The sequence below is a fragment of the Dactylosporangium maewongense genome (genome assembly GCF_039531485.1).
GTDB lineage: Bacteria > Actinomycetota > Actinomycetes > Mycobacteriales > Micromonosporaceae > Dactylosporangium > Dactylosporangium maewongense.
Genome location: NZ_BAAAQD010000018.1, coordinates 35,118 through 52,289, shown reverse-complemented (window position 1 = coordinate 52,289; position 17,172 = coordinate 35,118). Strand labels below are relative to the sequence as shown.

General features: G+C 73.9%; 14 protein-coding genes and 1 pseudogene. 9 read left to right on the top strand and 6 right to left on the bottom strand.

Going from position 1 to position 17,172, the window contains the following annotated elements; all coding sequences use genetic code 11:
• Positions 1 to 53: 53 nt before the first annotated feature.
• The 5 genes from ABD332_RS37570 (at position 54) to pspM (ending at position 4,115) form a co-directional block, all read left to right on the top strand.
• A complete protein-coding gene (locus ABD332_RS37570; RefSeq protein ID WP_344507799.1) occupies positions 54 to 539 on the top strand; it encodes a CinA family protein in 486 nt (161 codons plus the stop codon).
• A 100-nt stretch (positions 540 to 639) separates the two neighbouring features.
• Positions 640 to 1,116: a helix-turn-helix domain-containing protein gene (locus tag ABD332_RS37565; RefSeq protein ID WP_344507797.1), complete on the top strand. Its 477-nt coding sequence runs from the start codon at positions 640 to 642 to the stop codon at positions 1,114 to 1,116.
• Between the two features lie 404 nt (positions 1,117 to 1,520).
• The gene (locus ABD332_RS37560; RefSeq protein WP_344507795.1) at positions 1,521 to 2,309 is read left to right on the top strand and encodes a hypothetical protein; all 789 of its coding nucleotides are present in this window, start codon (positions 1,521 to 1,523) and stop codon (positions 2,307 to 2,309) included.
• Positions 2,310 to 2,465: 156 nt separating this feature from the next.
• On the top strand, positions 2,466 to 3,329 hold the full coding sequence (locus ABD332_RS37555) for a PspA/IM30 family protein (protein WP_344507793.1): 864 nt from the start codon (positions 2,466 to 2,468) through the stop codon (positions 3,327 to 3,329).
• 33 nt (positions 3,330 to 3,362) lie between these two features.
• Positions 3,363 to 4,115 carry a phage shock envelope stress response protein PspM gene (pspM, locus tag ABD332_RS37550; RefSeq protein ID WP_344507791.1) on the top strand — a complete coding sequence of 251 codons (753 nt, stop codon included), beginning with the start codon at positions 3,363 to 3,365 and terminating at the stop codon, positions 4,113 to 4,115.
• A 31-nt stretch (positions 4,116 to 4,146) separates the two neighbouring features.
• Here pspM and ABD332_RS37545 read toward each other — a convergent pair whose 3' ends face one another.
• The 4 genes from ABD332_RS37545 to ABD332_RS37530 all read right to left on the bottom strand — a co-directional run bounded on the left by ABD332_RS37545 (position 4,147) and on the right by ABD332_RS37530 (position 7,319).
• Positions 4,147 to 4,935 carry a hypothetical protein gene (locus ABD332_RS37545; protein ID WP_344507790.1) on the bottom strand — a complete coding sequence of 263 codons (789 nt, stop codon included), beginning with the start codon at positions 4,933 to 4,935 and terminating at the stop codon, positions 4,147 to 4,149.
• A 76-nt stretch (positions 4,936 to 5,011) separates the two neighbouring features.
• Entirely contained in the window at positions 5,012 to 5,506 is a 495-nt protein-coding gene (locus tag ABD332_RS37540; protein ID WP_344507789.1) for a carbohydrate-binding protein, read from the bottom strand.
• Between the two features lie 55 nt (positions 5,507 to 5,561).
• Positions 5,562 to 6,374, bottom strand: coding sequence for a DNA-formamidopyrimidine glycosylase family protein (locus tag ABD332_RS37535; protein WP_344507787.1), 813 nt, complete (start codon positions 6,372 to 6,374; stop codon positions 5,562 to 5,564).
• A 9-nt stretch (positions 6,375 to 6,383) separates the two neighbouring features.
• Complete coding sequence (locus ABD332_RS37530; protein ID WP_344507786.1) at positions 6,384 to 7,319, bottom strand: LLM class F420-dependent oxidoreductase; 936 nt, start codon at positions 7,317 to 7,319, stop codon at positions 6,384 to 6,386.
• An 18-nt stretch (positions 7,320 to 7,337) separates the two neighbouring features.
• Between ABD332_RS37530 and ABD332_RS37525 the strand changes: the two genes are divergently transcribed.
• From ABD332_RS37525 to ABD332_RS37510, 4 genes are all read left to right on the top strand, one after another.
• Complete coding sequence (locus ABD332_RS37525) at positions 7,338 to 8,108, top strand: SAM hydrolase/SAM-dependent halogenase family protein (protein WP_425552349.1); 771 nt, start codon at positions 7,338 to 7,340, stop codon at positions 8,106 to 8,108.
• A gap of 108 nt (positions 8,109 to 8,216) precedes the next feature.
• Complete coding sequence (locus tag ABD332_RS37520) at positions 8,217 to 9,059, top strand: SAM-dependent methyltransferase (RefSeq protein ID WP_344507784.1); 843 nt, start codon at positions 8,217 to 8,219, stop codon at positions 9,057 to 9,059.
• A 70-nt stretch (positions 9,060 to 9,129) separates the two neighbouring features.
• Entirely contained in the window at positions 9,130 to 10,335 is a 1,206-nt protein-coding gene (locus ABD332_RS37515; protein ID WP_344507782.1) for a glycoside hydrolase family 5 protein, read from the top strand.
• A gap of 497 nt (positions 10,336 to 10,832) precedes the next feature.
• Positions 10,833 to 11,159: a GNAT family N-acetyltransferase gene (locus ABD332_RS37510; RefSeq protein WP_344507780.1), complete on the top strand. Its 327-nt coding sequence runs from the start codon at positions 10,833 to 10,835 to the stop codon at positions 11,157 to 11,159.
• 19 nt (positions 11,160 to 11,178) lie between these two features.
• On the opposite strand, the gene ABD332_RS37505 is transcribed toward ABD332_RS37510, so the two are convergent.
• Both ABD332_RS37505 and ABD332_RS37495 read right to left on the bottom strand, forming a co-directional pair.
• Positions 11,179 to 11,649, bottom strand: a complete 471-nt coding sequence (locus ABD332_RS37505; protein WP_344507778.1) for a globin domain-containing protein — start codon at positions 11,647 to 11,649, stop codon at positions 11,179 to 11,181.
• A gap of 232 nt (positions 11,650 to 11,881) precedes the next feature.
• Positions 11,882 to 17,047 (bottom strand): annotated as a pseudogene (locus ABD332_RS37495) (Lhr family helicase); the annotation flags it as partial.
• Positions 17,048 to 17,172: the final 125 nt, after the last annotated feature.

Genomic DNA, 17,172 nt, shown 5'->3' with positions numbered 1-17,172 from the left:
ACGCGGGCTCGCCTTCGGTGCGCGCGGCGCCGGGACGTGGCGGAGGTGACGGCGTGAGTGCGGCTGAGGTGCTGACGACGCTGCAGGGGCGGGGCGAGACGCTCGCGGTCGCCGAGTCGCTGACCGGAGGGTTGCTGGCCGCCGAGTTCGTCGCCGTGCCCGGGGCGAGCGTGGTGTTCCGCGGCGGGATGGTCGCGTATGCGACGGATTTGAAGGCGGCGTTGCTGGATGTACCGCCGCCGCTGCTGAACTCGCATGGACCGGTGGATCCGTCCGTCGCGGCCGCCATGGCCGCCGGGGCGCGGGAGCGTTGCGACGCCGACTGGGCGGCCGCCACGACCGGCGTCGCGGGCCCGGATCCGCAGGGTGGCCAGCCTGTCGGCAGGGTGTACGTCGCCGTCGCCGGACCCCTGCCCGAGCACGCCGCCGTCCGGGAGCTCACCCTGCCGGGTGACCGCTCCGAGGTCCGCGCGGGCGCCGTCGAAGCGGCCGTCACGCTCCTCGCCGAGGTGCTGGCGACCACCATCACCTCGCGATAACGGCGGGGTAGGGTGTCGATCGGCGCCGCACCAGGTACCGTGGCGGGTACCAGTTTTCGCGGGGAACCCATTCGCGGACTGCCTCAGAGGGGGTGCCAAGGTGCTGCTTCGTCGAGTGATCGGTGACGCGCTGCGTGCGCGGCGGCAGGCCCAGCACCGGACCCTGCGCGAGGTGTCGACCGCCGCCAACGTCAGTCTCGGCTATTTGTCCGAGATCGAGCGCGGGCAGAAGGAGGCGTCCAGCGAGCTGCTGGCCGCCATCTGTGAGGCGCTCGGTGCCGCGCTGTCCGAGGTGCTGCGCGACGTGAGCGACACGCTCGCCACCGCGGAGGACCTGCCACGCGTGCTCGTCCCGGTCGGTGCGCCCGAGTCCACGCAGGACGCCGCGCCCGCATCCGACCCAGCCGCCGCGGGAGCAGGCCCGTCCGCGCCGGAAGCCCGGCTGTCCGGCCGCAGCGGCCCGAAGACCAAGGTCACCACCGACGCGAAGCTGTCGGTAGCGGTGCGCCACGACGGCCCGCTCCGCACGACACTGCGCGCGACCCGCAACCCGCGCGAAGTCGTCTACGCCGCCTGACGCCTTCGCGCGCCACCGGTCGTTTCCGCGACCACCCGTCCCTCCACGCTGCCCATAGCCAGAGGGCCACTGGCCCGTCGGCCGCGCCGTAGGCGCCGTTTGGGTCCCTGTCGTGCCTCCGTCGAGCCGCCGCCCGTGTCTCCGCTGTGCCGCCGCCGCTCGCCCATCGCCGTCGGGCCGCCGGCCGTGCGTTTCGGCCGTTGCTCGGGTGCCCCGTCCGGCTGCGCGCGGAGGGTGAGGGGCGGCGGGGCGTACCGGCGACGCCGCGGCGAAACGGGAGGCGTGGCGGACTCGATCGGGCCTGCCACACTGGGGGCCGGGTGTGCTTGGTGGCTTCTGACAGTCGGATTGACTTCGGTCTTGTTCGGTGCTCGTCAGTGGAAGGCAGACTTGCAGTTGTGGGTGTGAAGGAGCAGCTGACCGAGCCCTGGGGGCTCGTCGCGGCCGGTGTGCTGGGTGGAGTGGGTGGGGCGGTCGGCGCCGCGCTCGCTCCGGCTGGGGTGCTTGCCGGGATTCCGGTGGGGCTTGCCGTTGCCGGCGTCGTGTACGGCGTCCGGATCGGCGTCGGTGCGCTGTTCGGGCGGGGGCCGGGTAGGCGGTCCGCGCGGCATCTGCCGGTGCCGGCGCGTGGTGGGGACGCTGAGCGGTGGTTGCGGAGGGCAGAGTCGGCGGTACAGACGCTGCATCGGCAAGCGGAGACGCCCTCCGACGCCGTCCTGCGGGTGCAGGTGGCCGGGGTCGACGAGCGGGCGGCCGAGGCGCTGGGAGATCTGGTCAGGTTCGCCGGTCAGGTGACGCTGGTCGAGCGGACGTCGGCGGGCATCGACGTCGCCCGGCTCGAGCACGACCGGGCGCAGTTGACGCAGGGGATCGACGGGCTGCCGGCGGGGCCGTTGCGGGCGGAGCGGGAGCGGGCCCTGCGGGCGGTGACCGACCAGCTCGGTGTGGCACGGCGGCTGCACGACGCCCGCGAGATGCTGCTCGCGCGGATGCAGTCCGCTGTACTGGGTCTCGAAGGGCTGGTCGCGCGGATGGCCGAGCTGCTGGCCCTCCACGCGGCGTCCGACGTCGGCACGTCGCTCACGGCGGTGAAGGTGGCAGAGCTCGCCGCGGGACTGGAGGGCATGCGCGACGGTCTGGCGGAGGCGGAGCGGCTGTCACGCTCGGCGCTCACCGGGGAGCAGGTGCAGTAGTGCGCATCCCTGAGATCACCCTGAGTCGCACGTGTTTCACACCGCTTTGTCCGCATTATCCCACCGTTTGAGTTGACGCTGGGCGTGACGCTCTCGCGCTCGCCTGACACGATGGAAGCCGCACGTTTGTAGTGCCGGCGCAGAGAGGACCGCGAGATGGCGAATCCCGCCGTGAAGGGCTGGAAGTACCTGATGGCGCTCTTCGGCGCCAAGATCGACGAGCACGCCGATCCGAAGGTGCAGATCCAGCAGGCGATCGAGGAGGCGCAGCGCCAGCACCAGGCCCTGGTGCAGCAGGCCGCGGCCGTGATCGGCAACCAGCGGCAGCTCGAGATGCGGCTGTCCCGGCAGATGGGTGAGGTCGAGAAGCTGCAGGCCTCGGCCCGGCAGGCGCTCACCCTCGCCGACAAGGCCCGCGCCGAGGGCAACGAGACCAAGGCCGTGGAATACGAGCAGACCGCGCAGATCTTCGCCACCCAGCTCGTCGCGGCCGAGCAGGGCATGGAAGACATGAAGACGCTGCACGACCAGTCGCTCAACGCGGCCGCCCAGGCCCGCCGCGCGGTCGAGAACAACGCGATGCTGCTGCAGCAGCGCCTCGCCGAGCGCACCAAGCTGCTCAGCCAGCTCGAGCAGGCCAAGATGCAGGAGACCGTCGCCAAGTCCCTCGAGTCGATGAGCGGCCTCGCCGCGCCGGGCAACACGCCGTCGCTCGACGAGGTGCGCGAGAAGATCGAGCGCCGCTACGCCAACGCGATGGGCCGCGCCGAGCTCGCCTCCAACTCCGTCGAGGGCCGCATGCTGGAGGTCCAGCGCACCACGCTCGACATGGCCGGCAGCTCCCGCCTCGACCAGATCCGCGCGAGCATGGCCGGCGACCAGCTCGCCGCCGCGCCCGCGACGCCCAGCACGCCCGCCGCGGCCTCCCCGGGCCCGCGGGACGCCGGCGTCGCCCGCCTCGACGAGATCCGGGCGAGCCTGAAGGACAAGCAAGCGGGGGACACCGCCAGCGCCGGCTGACGAGTTCAAGGTCTATTGGGGGGAGTGCCGGTCATGGCGTCGGAGCGGGCGAAGCATCTGAAGCGACTGCGGCGGCTGCACCGCTCCGCGCGTGGCTGGTCCGTGCGGGCCGGCCTGCTGACCGGTGCCACCGCGATTCTCGTGCCGTACAGCGGCCTCGGGCTGCCCGACGCCTTCTGGGCGGCCGGCGCCGGCGGCTCCATCGCGATCGCCATCTGGCGCTGGATGGACCTGCGGGCCTTCCGGGCCCTGCCGGTGCCGCCCGAGCCCGACCCGGCCCTCGTCGGTGCCCAGGCCCGGGAGAAGCTCGTCGGGATCGTCGCCAAGCTGCCCGCGGGGCGCACGGCGATCGCGGAGTTCGGCCGGCAGCGCGAGTCGTTCAAGCTCCGCGGCCTGACGGTCGCCGAGCCGTGGCGGCGCCTCGACCGCGCCTCGGCCATGCTCGCCGGGCTGGTCGGCCGGCTCGGCCCGCACGCGGAGGCCGCCGTGCTGGACGCGACCGTCGCCGAGCAGTCGCTGCGCGACCTGGCCCAGCGGACCGCGTCCGTCGAGCGTGCCATGAGCCTGGGCCCGGCCGGCGACTCGCTCCGGCCCGCCCACGCGTCCCTGGCGGCGCAGCTGGAGCAGGGCGTGTCGGCGTATGAGCAGTTCGTCACGGCGGCGGCCGGCTGCGTCGCCGAGGACAGCGCCACGATCGGCAACCTGGCGGATGCGACAGCGTTCCTGAAGGGCGTCGCCGAGGCGATGTCGGACCTGCGCTCGACCCCGCGGGCCAGCACCGCCTGAAGCGTGCCGCGTCCCGTGCGCCGCGCGGCGGTTACTCGTTGGGGAGCAGGTAGCGCCAGCTGGCTCTGACCGTGTCGCCGGACGCCGACGTGTACGCGGGCCAGGCGCCGCGCTGGTCCAGGTCGCGGGTCAGGGTGCGGACCACGGCCCGCGCGTCCTCGCCGGAAAGGTCCGCCTTGCGGAGGCCGCCGGCGTCGGGGGCGGGCAGCTTCACGTCTGCCGGCCACGGGTTCACAGTGGCGGGCTCGCCGTCGACCGGCATCGCGACCAGCCTCACCCGGTCCGCCAGGTACGGCTGGGCCGTCGCCGCCACCGACTTGTGCACGGCGGCGAGGCGGTCGCGGGCGTTGTAGAGGACGTCGGCGTAGACGTGGTCGGTCTTCAGCTCGTCGAACCCCTCGGCGGTGAACGCGAGCGGCCCCGACGGCGACCACGTGCTCACCCTCGTCACGGGCGCGTTGAGGATCGTCGGCGCCGCGGACCGCGGCTTCTGCGCGTCGCTGGAGCCCAGGTCGGCGAGCAGGCCCGCGGCGAGGCTCTGCAGCGCGTCCGGGTCGAGGCGGGACCGGTACGCGGCATCAGCGATCGCGTCGCCGTCACCGAAGACGACGAGGCGGGGCGCGCGCAGGGCGAGCATCGCCGTGCCGACCAGGCCGCCGGTCAGCTCCCAGACGGCCAGCGGCGTGCCGTCGGGCGGTCGCAGGGTCGGGACCGGGGTCGCGGAGGCGAGCGGAGTGCCGTCGCAGGCGCCGAGCGCGGAAGCCACGAGCGCGGCGGCCGAGGCGGCGAACAGCCCCCGCCGGCTCAGCCGGTGATGCACCGGTACAACACCACACCCAGCGTCACGCCCAAGACCCTACCGCGTGCCCGCAACGATCAGTGCGCGGGCGTGAGCCTCACGACAGCCGACTCCACAGCGCGGGAGCGGCGGGCGGTGACCAGTCCGACTGTGATCTGTGCGCCTGCCTGCACGCATAGACGCCGCCCTGGTACGTCACCTGCGCCCCGACCTTGTAGGCGACGCCCACCGCCCACGCCGGGACGGTCTTCTTCGCCGCCGGCGACCGCGAGACGGCGGTGGATGAGGGCGGCTTCGAGGTGGGCGAAGGCACCACCGGCGGCACCACCGGCGGCACCACCGGTGGCGGCGCCGTTGACGAGGTCGTGGCGACGGGTGACGGTGCCGGCGCTGACGGTACAGTGGCATCGTCGAAACCGGTGGGAGCCGGCGGCAGGCAGGCGGCCCCGACGCCCGCGGAGTTGTAGCAGAGGTGGGTGTCGTCGGCGCCCACGACCGGTCCGCCGTTCGAACGCGCGACCGTGACGGCACCCAGCGTGAACACGATCAGCGCCGCCGTGCCCCACAGCAGCGTCCGATCCGTCGGACCCAACCGGTGAACTCCGTGCACGCCCAGCACTCCCTCGCCTGACCAGCGAGTTCGCAGCCTACGGGCCAGGTGTCGCGGAGACAACCGGCTGGCAGCGCGGGCACCAGTACGTGATCCGGTCGTGGTCGCCGCCGGTCCAGCGCTCGATCCGGGTGCCGCATCGACGGCATTCCCTCCCGGCGCGCTCGAACACCCAGTTGGTCTCGCCGCGGCGCAGCGAACCGGTCGTCGTCTGCGTCCAGCGGCCCCGGTTGGAGTTCAGCAGCCGGTGCGCCAGGTCCACCATCGCGGGCAGGTCCGGCACCGCGCCGACCTCGGTCCACGGGTTGACACCCCTGAGGAACAGGACCTCCGCCTTGTACAGGTTGCCGATGCCGGCGAGATTGCGCTGGTCGAGCAGGGCGTCGGCGATGTGCCGGTCGGGCCTGGCGGCGAGCCGCGCGACCGCCTCCGCCGGGTCCCAGCCGTCGCCCATCAGGTCGGGCCCGAGGTGCCCGATCAACTGGCGCTCGTCCCTGGTCGGCACCAGCGCGAGCTCGTGCAGGTGGAAGCCGACGGCGACGGCCGTCGGGGTGTGCAGCGCGACCCGGATCAGGTGCGCGGGGCGGCCGGTCCAGCGCTCGCCCGGACGGTACGTGCGCCACGCCCCGTCCATCCGCAGATGCGAGTGCAGCGTGTAGGCGCGGTCGGGCTCGCGGCTCAGGCGGAGCAGCAGGTGCTTGCCGTAGCTGGCGGACTCGTGCACCCGCCAGCCGGCGAGGTCCGTGGTCGCGAGCTTCGGCACCCGGAAGTCGCTGCGGGTCAGCTCGTGACCGTCCAGGGCGTCGGCGAGCACGCGGGCGGTGTTCCAGACGGTGTCGCCTTCGGGCACCGGCCTAGCTTATGGGAGCAGCGGCGCCACTTCCGTGGCGAGCAGGTCGAGGTGCTCCAGGTCGTGCAGGTCGAGCACCTGCAGGAACGCCCGCGACGCGCCCGCCTTCATGAAGTCGGCCAGCTGCTCCGCCACCCGCGCCGGCGTGCCGTACAACTGCCCGCCCGACGCCGGCGGCCCCTTCGGGTCGAGCCCGGACGCCTCCGCCCGCCGCCGGACCTCCGCCTCGGTCGCGCCGCACACGATCGTCTGCGCGAACGAGAACACGATCGGCGCCCGCCCGTCGCGCCCCTCGGCCTCGATCGCGGCGACGACCCGGTCGTAGGACGCGGTGGTCTCCGCCAGGCTCGAGAACGGCACGTTGAACTCGTCGGCGAACCGCGCCGCCAGCAGCGGGGTCCGCTTGAGGCCCTTGCCACCCACGATGATCGGCGGGCCGGGCCGCTGCGCGGGCTTCGGTAGCGCGGGCGAGTCGGTGAGGTCGTAGTGGCGGCCCTGGTAGCTGAACGTGGCGCCGTCCGGCGTCGCCCACAGCCCGGTCACGATCTCCAGCTGCTCCTCCAGCCGGTCGAACCGTTCGCCGACCGGGGGGAACGGAACCCCGTACGCCAGGTGCTCCCGCTCGTACCATCCGGTGCCGAGCCCCAGCTCGACCCGGCCACCGCTCATCGCGTCGACCTGCGCCACCGCCACGGCGAGCGGCCCCGGAAGCCGGAACGTCGCCGAGGACACCAGCGTGCCGAGGCGGATCGTGGACGTCTCGCGGGCGAGCGCGCCGAGCGTCACCCACGAGTCGGTCGGGCCGGGCGCCCCGCCGCGGGTCGCCATGTAGTGGTCCGAGCGGAAGAAGCCCTCGAAGCCGAGCCGCTCGGCGTGCTGCGCGAAGGCGAGCTGGTCCTCGTACGTGGCGCCGAGCTGAGGTTCGATGAACACGCAGAGCCGCATGCGTCCGACACTATCCTGATGGACCCCTGGATCTCCTTCACCACCGACTACGGGCTCGAGGACGGGTTCGTCGCCGCCTGCCACGGGGTGATCGCCCGCCTGGCGCCCGCCGCGCGGGTCATCGACGTGACGCACCTCGTGCCGCCCGGCGACATCGGCCGAGGGGCGCACGTGCTGGCACAGACCGTGCCGTCGCTGCCGCGTGGCGTACACCTCGCCGTCGTCGATCCCGGGGTCGGCACCGCACGCCGGCCGATCGCGATCGAGGCCGCGGACGGCGGGTTCCTCGTCGGGCCGGACAACGGCCTGCTGATCCCGGCGGCGGAGGCCCTCGGCGGCATCCGTCGCGCCGTCCACCTCACCAACGCGGCGTGGTTCGCGCCGGACGTGTCGCGCACCTTCCACGGCCGCGACGTGTTCGCCCCGGTGGCCGCCCGCCTCGCCGCCGGCGCCGACCTGTCCCTGGCAGGAAGTGCCACCGCGGCTCTTGTACGACTACCGCCGCCGTTCCTCGAGGTGACGCCGTCCGGTGTGGTGGCCTCGGTACTGACGGTCGACCGGTTCGGCAACCTGCAGCTGGCTTCGCCCGGTTCCTTCCCCGGGGGCGTGGTCACCGTCAACGGTGCGTCGGCCGTCTCGGGCGGCACCTTCGGCGACGCGCCCGCCGGCGGGCTCGTGGTGTTCACCGACTCCGCCGGCTACCTGGCCGTCGCGGTCAACGGTGGCAGCGCCGCCGAGCTGCTCGGCGTCCGGGCCGGCGACCGCGTGACCATCGTTCACGCCACGTAGCCGCATCGTCGCCGCACGTGGTCGAGAGTGACGGAGGGTGATGTCCCGGCATATGATCCAGCCGTCCGATCGATCACACATGGCATCACAACTGGCGGAGAGTGGGACATGTCAGGCGCCGACTGGATGAAGCCCAAGCCCGACGAGGCCCGCGAGCCGGTCGACCTGCAGACGGACCGGCCACACCCGGCCCGGGTCTACGACTTTCTGTTGGGCGGCAAGGACAACTTCCCCGCCGACCGGGGCGCCGCCGAGGCCGGCCTGCGGGCCAACCCCAACAGCCGCATCCCCCCGCGCGAGAACCGGGCGTTCCTGCGCCGCGCGGTGGAGCACCTGGCCCGCGAGGCGGGCATCCGGCAGTTCCTCGACATCGGCACCGGCATCCCGACGTCACCCAACGTGCACGAGGTCGCCCAGGCGATCGCGCCCGACTCCCGGATCGTCTACGTCGACAACGACCCGATCGTCCTCGCCCACGCCCGCGCGCTGCTGACCAGCAAGCCCGAGGGCCGCACCGAGTACATCGACGCCGACCTGCGCGACACCCGCCGGATCCTGGACTCGCCGCAGCTGCGCGAGGTCATCGACTTCGACCAGCCGGTGGGCCTGCTGCTGATCGCGATCCTGCACTTCGTGGGCGACGCCGACGAGCCGTACCGGATCGTGCAGGAGCTCGTCGACGCCCTGCCGTCCGGCAGCTACCTCGCGCTGTCGCACCTCACCGGCGACTTCGACCCCGTCGCCTGGGAGCACGTCGCCGCCATCTACGCCCGCCAGGGCGTGACGATGCAGGTCCGCCCGCACGCCGACATCGCCCGGTTCTTCACCGGGCTGGAGCTCGTCGACCCCGGCCTGCCGCTCGTCACGAAGTGGCGCCCCGACGCCGAGGTCTCACCCGACGTCACCGACACCCAGGTCTCCGTCTACGGGGGTGTGGCCAGGAAGGCCTAGGCCCTGCCTGTGAGCCGCTTTTCGGGGTTCCCGGGGGTGTGACCCGGGGGCGGTCGGGCAGTGGCGTGCGGTGGCTCGCAAAGCTCCGGCGCTGGCGATGGTGCTGCTGCTGCTCGTGACGGCGCTGGTGGTGCCGGTGTCGTGGCCGCGCGCGCTGCAGACGGTGTGCACCACGGACATCGTCCAGGCCAGGGCCGTCGCCGGGCTGGCCAACTTCTCCGCCTGGCTGCGCCGCAACAACGCGACCGGGTTCATCGGGGAGATCGGCTGGCCCGCCGACCGCGACGCGGCGCAGTGGTCCGCGGTCGCCGAGGCCTGGTACACCGCCGCCGACGCCGTCGGGCTGCCCGTCACCGCCTGGGCGGCCGGCACCTGGCCGGCCAACTACCCGATGGCCGTCTACCGCCCGGTCGCGCACGGCATGGACGTCGACGTCGTCGGCCCGCAGGCCCACGTCGTCGAGCGCCACGGCACCTCCGCCGGCTACCTCCGCGGCGTCAACCTGGCCGCCGGCTCCTTCGCCACCTCCGAGGTCAACGGCGGCTTCGGCAGCGCCAACCCCGGCCGGTACGGCGACGACTACACGTACGAGACCCCCTCCAGCTACGAGTTCCTGGCCTCGCGCGGCATCCGCCTCGTCCGCCTCGCCGTCAACTGGGAACGCCTCCAGCCCGTCCCGTTCGGGCCCTTGTCCTCCGAGGAGGTCGCCCGGGTCCGCCTCGCGCTCGACCACGCCAGCGCCGCCGGCCTCCTCGTCGTGCTTGACCTGCACGGGTACGGCGACTTCGCTCTCGGCGGCGGCCGCCACCAGCAGACCCTCCTGCGCCTCGGCGCCCCCGGCCTGCCGACCACCGCGCTGGCGGACTTCTGGCGCCGCATGGCCCCCGCCGCCGACAACCCCGCCGTCATCGGCCTGGGCCTCCTCAACGAGCCCACCCGCCTCGCCGCCGACGGCCGCGCCGGCGCCCTGATCTGGGAACGCGCCGCCCAGCAGACCGTCGACGCCCTCCGCGCCATCGGCGACCGCCGCGCCCTGCTCGTCAGCGGCTACATGCCGATGGGCCCGCCCTCGTGGGGCCTCATGCACCCGCGAGCCTGGATCCACGACCCGCTGCACCGCGTCGCGTACGAGTCCCACGCCTACTTCGACCACGACGGCAGCGGCCACTACTGGAGCTCCTACACAGACGAGCTCCGCGACGTCACCTGGCCCCATCCCACCCTCTGCCAGCGACTGACCCCACTGACCCGTCAGGTGCTTCAATCGTCCGAGTGATCGCCGTCCGCTCTGCCCACCCCGCCGACCTGCCCGCCGCAGCCGACGTCTGGCACGCGGCGAACGCCGCCCGCGGCCTCCCGCCAACCCCACAACGCCTCGCCCGCGTCCGCGAGAAGCTGGCCGCCCCGGACGCCCAGGTCCTGATCGCCACCCTGCCCGCGCCTGCGCCTGCCGGTCCGGTGGCTGCTCCAGCTTCATTCGGGTCGGCGCCCACCGAGCCCGCACCGCACCTCGCCGGTTCCGTGGCCGGATCTGCCCATTCCCCGACGGAATCTGTGGCTCCGGCGGACGTGCTCGCCGCGCCCGGACCTGCTGGACCGGTGGCTGTTCCAGCTCCGTCCGAGCCCGCACCGCCACTCGCCGGACCTGCCTGCTCCCCGACCGGACGCGCGGGTGCTGCGGACGGGTCGGCACCCGCTGGTTCGACGGCCGGACGGGGCGAGTCCGAGGTCGCTCCGGCGCGGGTCGCGGCGGCGACGAGCGGACCCGGGGCGATGCCTGCCGAGGCCGGGACGGTGGTCGGTATGGCCCTGGTCGAGCCGGGGCGCGCCGACGACGGCGAGGGTGCGTTGATTCCCGGGTACGGTCACGTGTCGATGGTGTTCGTCCACCCCTCCCACTGGTCGAACGGCTACGGACAGCACCTCCTCCGCGCGGTCCACGCCCTCGGCTACACCCGCACGACGCTGTGGACCCGCCGATCCAACGAACGCGCCCAGCGCCTCTACGCCGCCGCCGGCTACGTCCCGAACGGCCGCACCACCCACCTCCTCGACGGCGACGAGATCATCCAGCTGGAGCGCCGCGCCGAGCCGGTCTGACCCGTGCCGCCGGGCCGGCTCACCGTGGTCCGTCCCAGGTCCAGTGCGGCATCGTGACGTCGGCGGGCACCTGGGAGTCCGGCGGCGAGTACTGCATGACGTCCGCCGCCGCCCAGGTCATGTAGTCACGCAGGGCCGCCCGGAACTCCGGGTCCGCGGGCAGGCCGGCGTCGTCGCACGCGAGCACGAAGCAACGCACGAACCGCTCCCCGAGGTCGTCCTCGGCGCCCATCCGCGCGTGCAGGTCGAGCACGCCGAAGTGGGTGCCGCACGTCTGCGAGTACGCGGGCGGACCGCCGAACACCTCGGCCAGGTACGTCCCGAGCCGCTGCACATGCTCAGGATGCTGCCCCGGATGCCCGAACGGATGGTTGAGCACCGGATCCGCAAGGCACCGCTCATGCAACGCCGCCGCCAGCGCCTGGAACGCCGGAGCGCCACCGGCGTGCTCGAACAGCGAGACCCGCCGCTCGCCTGCGAGTTCACTCATCGCGCCGTCTCCTTCCGTGGTCACACGCGATGGTCGCGTGCCGGTCGCCAGCTCCGCAGCCGAAGCGTCCAGCTGGGTGCGGTTCAGCTCTGCGGGTGGAGCGCCTGATCTGGTGTGTGGCTCAGTTCCGTGGGTGGAGCGTTCGGTCGGGCGTGTGGCTCAGCTCCGCGGGGGAGCGTTCGGTCGGGTGTGTGGCTCAGCTCCGCGGGTGGAGCGCTTGATCGGGTGTGGATCAGTTCCGCAGGCGGAGTCCCTTCGGGGTGGTCCGGAACCCTGCTGCCGACAGCGCGTCGCCGAGCGCCGACGCGTGGATGGACTCCCCGTCGGCACGCTCGACCGACATCGCGCCGAGCGCACCGCCGTGGACGGCGTCGGCGAGGGCCTTCGCGGCGAGCGCGAGCAGCTCGGTGTCCTCGACGTACGACAGCAGCGTCCGCCCTCCGCGCTCCACATAGATGACGAGGTCACCGCCGACCGTGACGACGAGCGCGCCCGCCTTGCGCCCCGGCCGGTGCCCGGAGCGCTCACCGTCACCGGCGTCGACGACCCGCTCGGGCCAGGGCAGCGCGGCCCCGTACGGATTGGCTGGATCGGTCGAGGCGAGCACCAACGCGTCGCGGGTGTCGGTGCCGCCGCGCAACCGGTCGACGGCCCCCGGCAGCGCGAACTGTGCCGCGCCCAGACCTTCGACGAAGTAGCCCCGCCGGGCGGCGCCCCGCTCCTCCATCGCCGCGAGCACGGGATACACGCCGGCGAACGCCCCCGGCAGATCCTCGGCCATCACCGCCCCACGGGTGACGATCCCGTGCCGGTCCAGGAGCAGCTCGGCGTTGGCGGTCGCCCGGCGGGTCGGGTCGAGGTCCCGATCGGGCAGCCGGTGCCACCGCCCGGCCCCGGTCGGCGGCCCTGACCGCCCACCGGCGAGCGACGCCCGCGCCGCCGCGATGCCAGCGCGCCGGTACCGCGACCGCGGCGCCGCCGGCTTCGCCTTGTGCGCTCCACCACCACCGAGCTTCGCCCGCAGAGGACCGAGCGTGTCGTTGGACAGCTGCCCGGCCCACACCAGATCCCAGACCGCGTCGAGCACCTCCGCCTCGCTGACGAACCCCGGCGCACCCCAACCGTCCGAGTCCCCACCCGGACCGCCGGCGTCGCGTGAGCCAGCCGACCCGGCGTGCAGCGACGCTTCGACGCCCCGCAGGGTTTCGCTGATCGAGCCGGGTGCCGCCTTCGCCCTCCGCAGTCTGGCGACAGGAACCGGCGGCGGCACGACCGCATCGGGCTCCTCGCCACCGGCGGAACTGCCAGCACGCCTCCGCGTGGTGGCCTCGTCGTCCGCTGCGGGCAAGGCCACGGCTCCGTTGTCAGGCTCCGACAAGGGCGCTGGCCCGCCGGCCCCCGACGACACCACGGACCCGTCACCGGATGCCGACGCCGCCCCGAATTCGCCGCTTGGCGCCGGCCTCGCCACGGACCCGTCGCCTGGCGCCGGCATCGCCCCGACATCGCCGCTGGATGCTGGCAACGCCACGGACCCGCCGCCGGACACCGACCACGGCGTCGACTCGCCACCGGATGTCGATGACCTGACACCCTTCCCGCCCGGACGCGCCCGGCCCTCGGTCGCGGAGGCCCCAGCCACGGACGACGAGCTCGCGCCGCCCCTGGACGACGACCCAGCCGCAGAGGGCGAACTCGCGCCTCCCTTCGGCGACGACCCGGCCGCGGGCGGCAGCTCCCTGCCCACCGCGGAAGGCGGCGGAGCGGAGGCGAGGATCTCGTTGACCCGCTCCGCCAGCGTCCGCAGGAACAAGGCCTGCCCACCCGCGAGCGCGGTGAGGATCGCGGCGTGGACAGGGCCGCCGACGTCGGCGGGCGGCGGGAGGAGCAGCGACGCGGTGTCGGCGAACGCGAGACTGACCCACCCGTCGTGCTCGCCGATGGCGCCGCCCCCGGACCAGAGCAGGTCGCCGGACGCGCACAGCTCGTCGAGGTAGGCGGGCGTGTAGTCGGCGACGCGGGTGGGCAGGATCAGCCGCTCGAGGGCGGATGCCGGCATGGCGATGCCCTGGAGCTGCTCGACCGCGGCGGCGACGGCGTCGATGCCCCGGGCCCGGGACGAGCCGACCTGGTGCCACTGCGGCAGGAAGCGGGCCAGCGCGCGGGGCGGCACGGGCTCGATCTCGCGGCGCAGCGCGGCCAGGGACCGGCGGCGCAGCAGCCGCAGGATCTCGGCGTCGCACCACTCGGTGCCGGCGCCGCCGGGCGTGAACTCGCCGGAGACCATCGCCGGCAGGCGGCGCAGCGCCTGCTCGACGACGAAGACGCCGAGCCCGAAGCGGGCCGCGCAGGTCGCCGCGGTGAACGGTGCGTGCGTGCGGCCATAGCGGGTGACGAGGTCGCCGAGCGGGTCCGCGACCGGCTCCAGGTAGGCGGTGGGGAGGCCGACGGGCAGCGCGACGCCGAGGGCGTCGCGGAAGCGGGCCGCGTCCTCGACCGCGATCCAGCGGGGCTCCCCGGCGACGCGGACCTGGATGGCGCGGCGCTGCGCGCCCAGCTCCGCCGCCCACGCGGGGTCGGCGCCGCGGGCGGTGAGCTCGGCGTCGGACAGATCGCCCAGGACGCGGAGCATCTCGGCGACGTCCTCGGCGTCGCGCGGGGTGCGTTGGTCGCCGAGCCACTGCAGGGTGCGCTCGGTCTCGGAGACGACCTCGGGGTCGAGGAGGTCGCGCAGCTCGACCCGGCCGAGGAGCTCGGCGAGCAGCGTCGGGTCGAGGGCGAGCGCGGCGGCCCGGCGCTCGGCGAGCGGTGAGTCGCCCTCATACAGGAAGGCGCCGACATAGCCGAAGAGCAGCGACCGGGCGAACGGTGACGGCCGCGGCGTCTCCACCTCGACGAGGCGCAGCTTGCGCCCGGCGATGTCGCGCATGACGCCGACGAGCCCGGCGACGTCGAACACGTCCTGCAGGCACTCCCGCGCGGCCTCGAGGGTGATCGGGAAGTCGGTGTAGTCGCGGGCGACGTCGAGCAGCTGGGCGGAGCGCTGCCGCTGCTGCCACAGCGGCTGGCGGCGGCGCGGGTCGCGGCGGGGCAGGAGCAGGGCACGGGCGGCGCACTCGCGGAACCGGGCGGCGAACATGGCCGACGTGCCGACGGTCTCCTCGACGATGCCGGCGATCTCGTCGGGGTCGAACGCGACCAGGTCGGCGCCGGGCGGCTCGTCGGCGACGTCGGGCAGGCGGACCACGATGCCGTCGTCGCTGGGCATGACCTGCGCGTCGACGCCATAGCGCTCGTTGAGCCGGCGGGCGATCGCCAGGGCCCACGGCGCGTTGACCCGGGCACCGAGGACACAGTGGACGGTCATCCGCCAGTCGCCGAGCTCGTCGCGGAACCGCTCGACCAGCACGGTGCGGTCGTCGGGCAGGTGACGCGTCGCTTCGCGCTGCTCGCGCAGGTAGGCCAGGAGGTTGTCGGCGGCCCACTCGTCGAGCCCGCCGCTGCGCAGCTGCTGGTGGGCGACCTCGTCGCCGGCCTTGACGAAGCCGCGCAGCCGGGCGCCGATCGCGCGGCCGAGCTCGACGGGGCGGCCGGGGGAGTCACCCTTCCAGAACGGCATCTTCGCGGCGGCGCCCGGCGCGGGGGAGACCAGCACCCGGTCGGGGGTGATGTCCTCGATGCGCCACGAGGTCGAGCCGAGCAGGAACACGTCGCCGACGCGGGACTCGTAGACCATCTCCTCGTCGAGCTCGCCGACGCGGGCTGCCTTCTCCGCGCCGGCCAGGAACACGCCGAAGAGCCCGCGGTCGGGGATGGTGCCGCCGCTGGTGACGGCGAGGCGCTGGGCGCCGGGGCGGGCGGTGAGGACCCCGTCGGTGCGGTCCCACACGATGCGTGGGCGCAGCTCGGCGAACGCGGTCGACGGATAGCGCCCGGCGAGCATGTCGAGCACCGCGAACAGCGCCGACTCGGGCAGCTCGGCGAACACGGCGGTGCGGCGCACCAGGGCCGCCAGCTCGTCGACGTGCCACGGCTCCATGGCGACCATCGCGATGATCTGCTGGGCGAGCACGTCCAGCGGGTTGCGCGGATAGCGCAGCTCCTCGATGCCGCCCTCGACCATCCGCTCGGCGACCACGGCGCACGAGACGAGGTCGCCGCGGTGCTTCGGGAACACCACGCCGCGGGACACGGCGCCGACCTGGTGCCCGGCGCGCCCGACCCGCTGCAGGCCGGCGGCGACGCTCGGCGGCGCCTCGATCTGCACGACCAGGTCGACGGAGCCCATGTCGATGCCGAGCTCCAGGCTGGAGGTGGCGACGACCGCCGGCAGCTGGCCGGACTTGAGCGCCTCCTCGATGTGCTTGCGCTCCTCGCGGGAGACGCTGCCGTGGTGGGCGCGCGCCACGACGGGCGCGGCACCGTTGGCGGTGCCGGCCTGCGCCATCATCTCCGCCGGCGTCCGTGGCGGGGTGGGTGCGGGGACACCGGCACGGGCAGAGGACAGCTCGTTGATCCTGGCGCAGAGGCGCTCCGCGCCGCGTCGCGAGTTGGTGAACACGATCGTGGAGCGGTGGCCCTCGATCAGGTCGAGGACCCGCTCCTCCACGGCGGGCCAGATCGACGCCTGCCTGGGCGCCCCGTCGTCGTCCTGCGAGGGGTCGGCCTCGCCGAGGGCGGTCATGTCCTCGACGGGCACCTGCACCTCGACCTGGATGGTCTTGGCGCTGGGCGGCTGCACGACCTCGACGGGCGCGGACCCGCCGAGGAACCTGGCGGTCTCCTCGATCGGGCGGACGGTCGCGGACAGGCCGATCCGCTGCGCGGGCCGCTCCAGCAGGGCGTCGAGCCGCTCCAACGACAGCGCCAGGTGCGCGCCGCGCTTCGTCGCGCAGACCGCGTGGACCTCGTCGACGATCACCGTCTCGACGCTGCGCAGCGACTCCCTGGCCTGCGAGGTGAGCAGCAGGAAGAGCGACTCGGGCGTGGTGATCAGGATGTCGGGCGGAGTCTTGGTGAACGCGCGCCGCTCGTCGGCCGGGGTGTCACCGGTGCGCATGCCGACCCTGATGTCGGGCGGCTCCTGCCCGAGTCGCGCCGCCGCCTGCCTGATGCCGGCGAGGGGGGCCCGCAGGTTGCGCTCGACGTCGACCGCCAGCGCCTTCAGAGGGCTGACATACAGCACCCGGCAGCGCTTCGCCGCCTCGACGTCTGGTCGGGCCGCCAACTGATCGAGGGACCACAGGAACGCGGCCAGGGTCTTGCCGGAGCCGGTCGGCGCGACCACGAGGGCGTGCCGGCCGGCGCTGATCGCCTGCCACGCACCCGCCTGCGCGGCGGTGGGCGCCGCGAACGCCGCACCGAACCACTCCCGCGTCGCCGCACCGAACCGACCCAGCTCATCCATGCCTCCATCCTGCCCCCGGGGTACGACACTTTCCCCCGCCCGGCCGGCGCCGCCGATCGGATTAGTCCGATTTGTACGAAAGGGGGAATTTGGCTAAGATGCACCAATCCCCAGAA

Coding starts and splice junctions, on each gene's coding strand:
- ABD332_RS37530 (WP_344507786.1), bottom strand. CDS start 7,319: ATGCGGCTCTGCGTGTTCATCGAACCTCAGCTCGGCGCCACGTACGAG.
- ABD332_RS37510 (WP_344507780.1), top strand. CDS start 10,833: ATGCCTGCCGAGGCCGGGACGGTGGTCGGTATGGCCCTGGTCGAGCCG.
- ABD332_RS37555 (WP_344507793.1), top strand. CDS start 2,466: ATGGCGAATCCCGCCGTGAAGGGCTGGAAGTACCTGATGGCGCTCTTC.
- pspM (WP_344507791.1), top strand. CDS start 3,363: ATGGCGTCGGAGCGGGCGAAGCATCTGAAGCGACTGCGGCGGCTGCAC.
- ABD332_RS37520 (WP_344507784.1), top strand. CDS start 8,217: ATGTCAGGCGCCGACTGGATGAAGCCCAAGCCCGACGAGGCCCGCGAG.
- ABD332_RS37505 (WP_344507778.1), bottom strand. CDS start 11,649: ATGAGTGAACTCGCAGGCGAGCGGCGGGTCTCGCTGTTCGAGCACGCC.
- ABD332_RS37525 (WP_425552349.1), top strand. CDS start 7,338: ATGGACCCCTGGATCTCCTTCACCACCGACTACGGGCTCGAGGACGGG.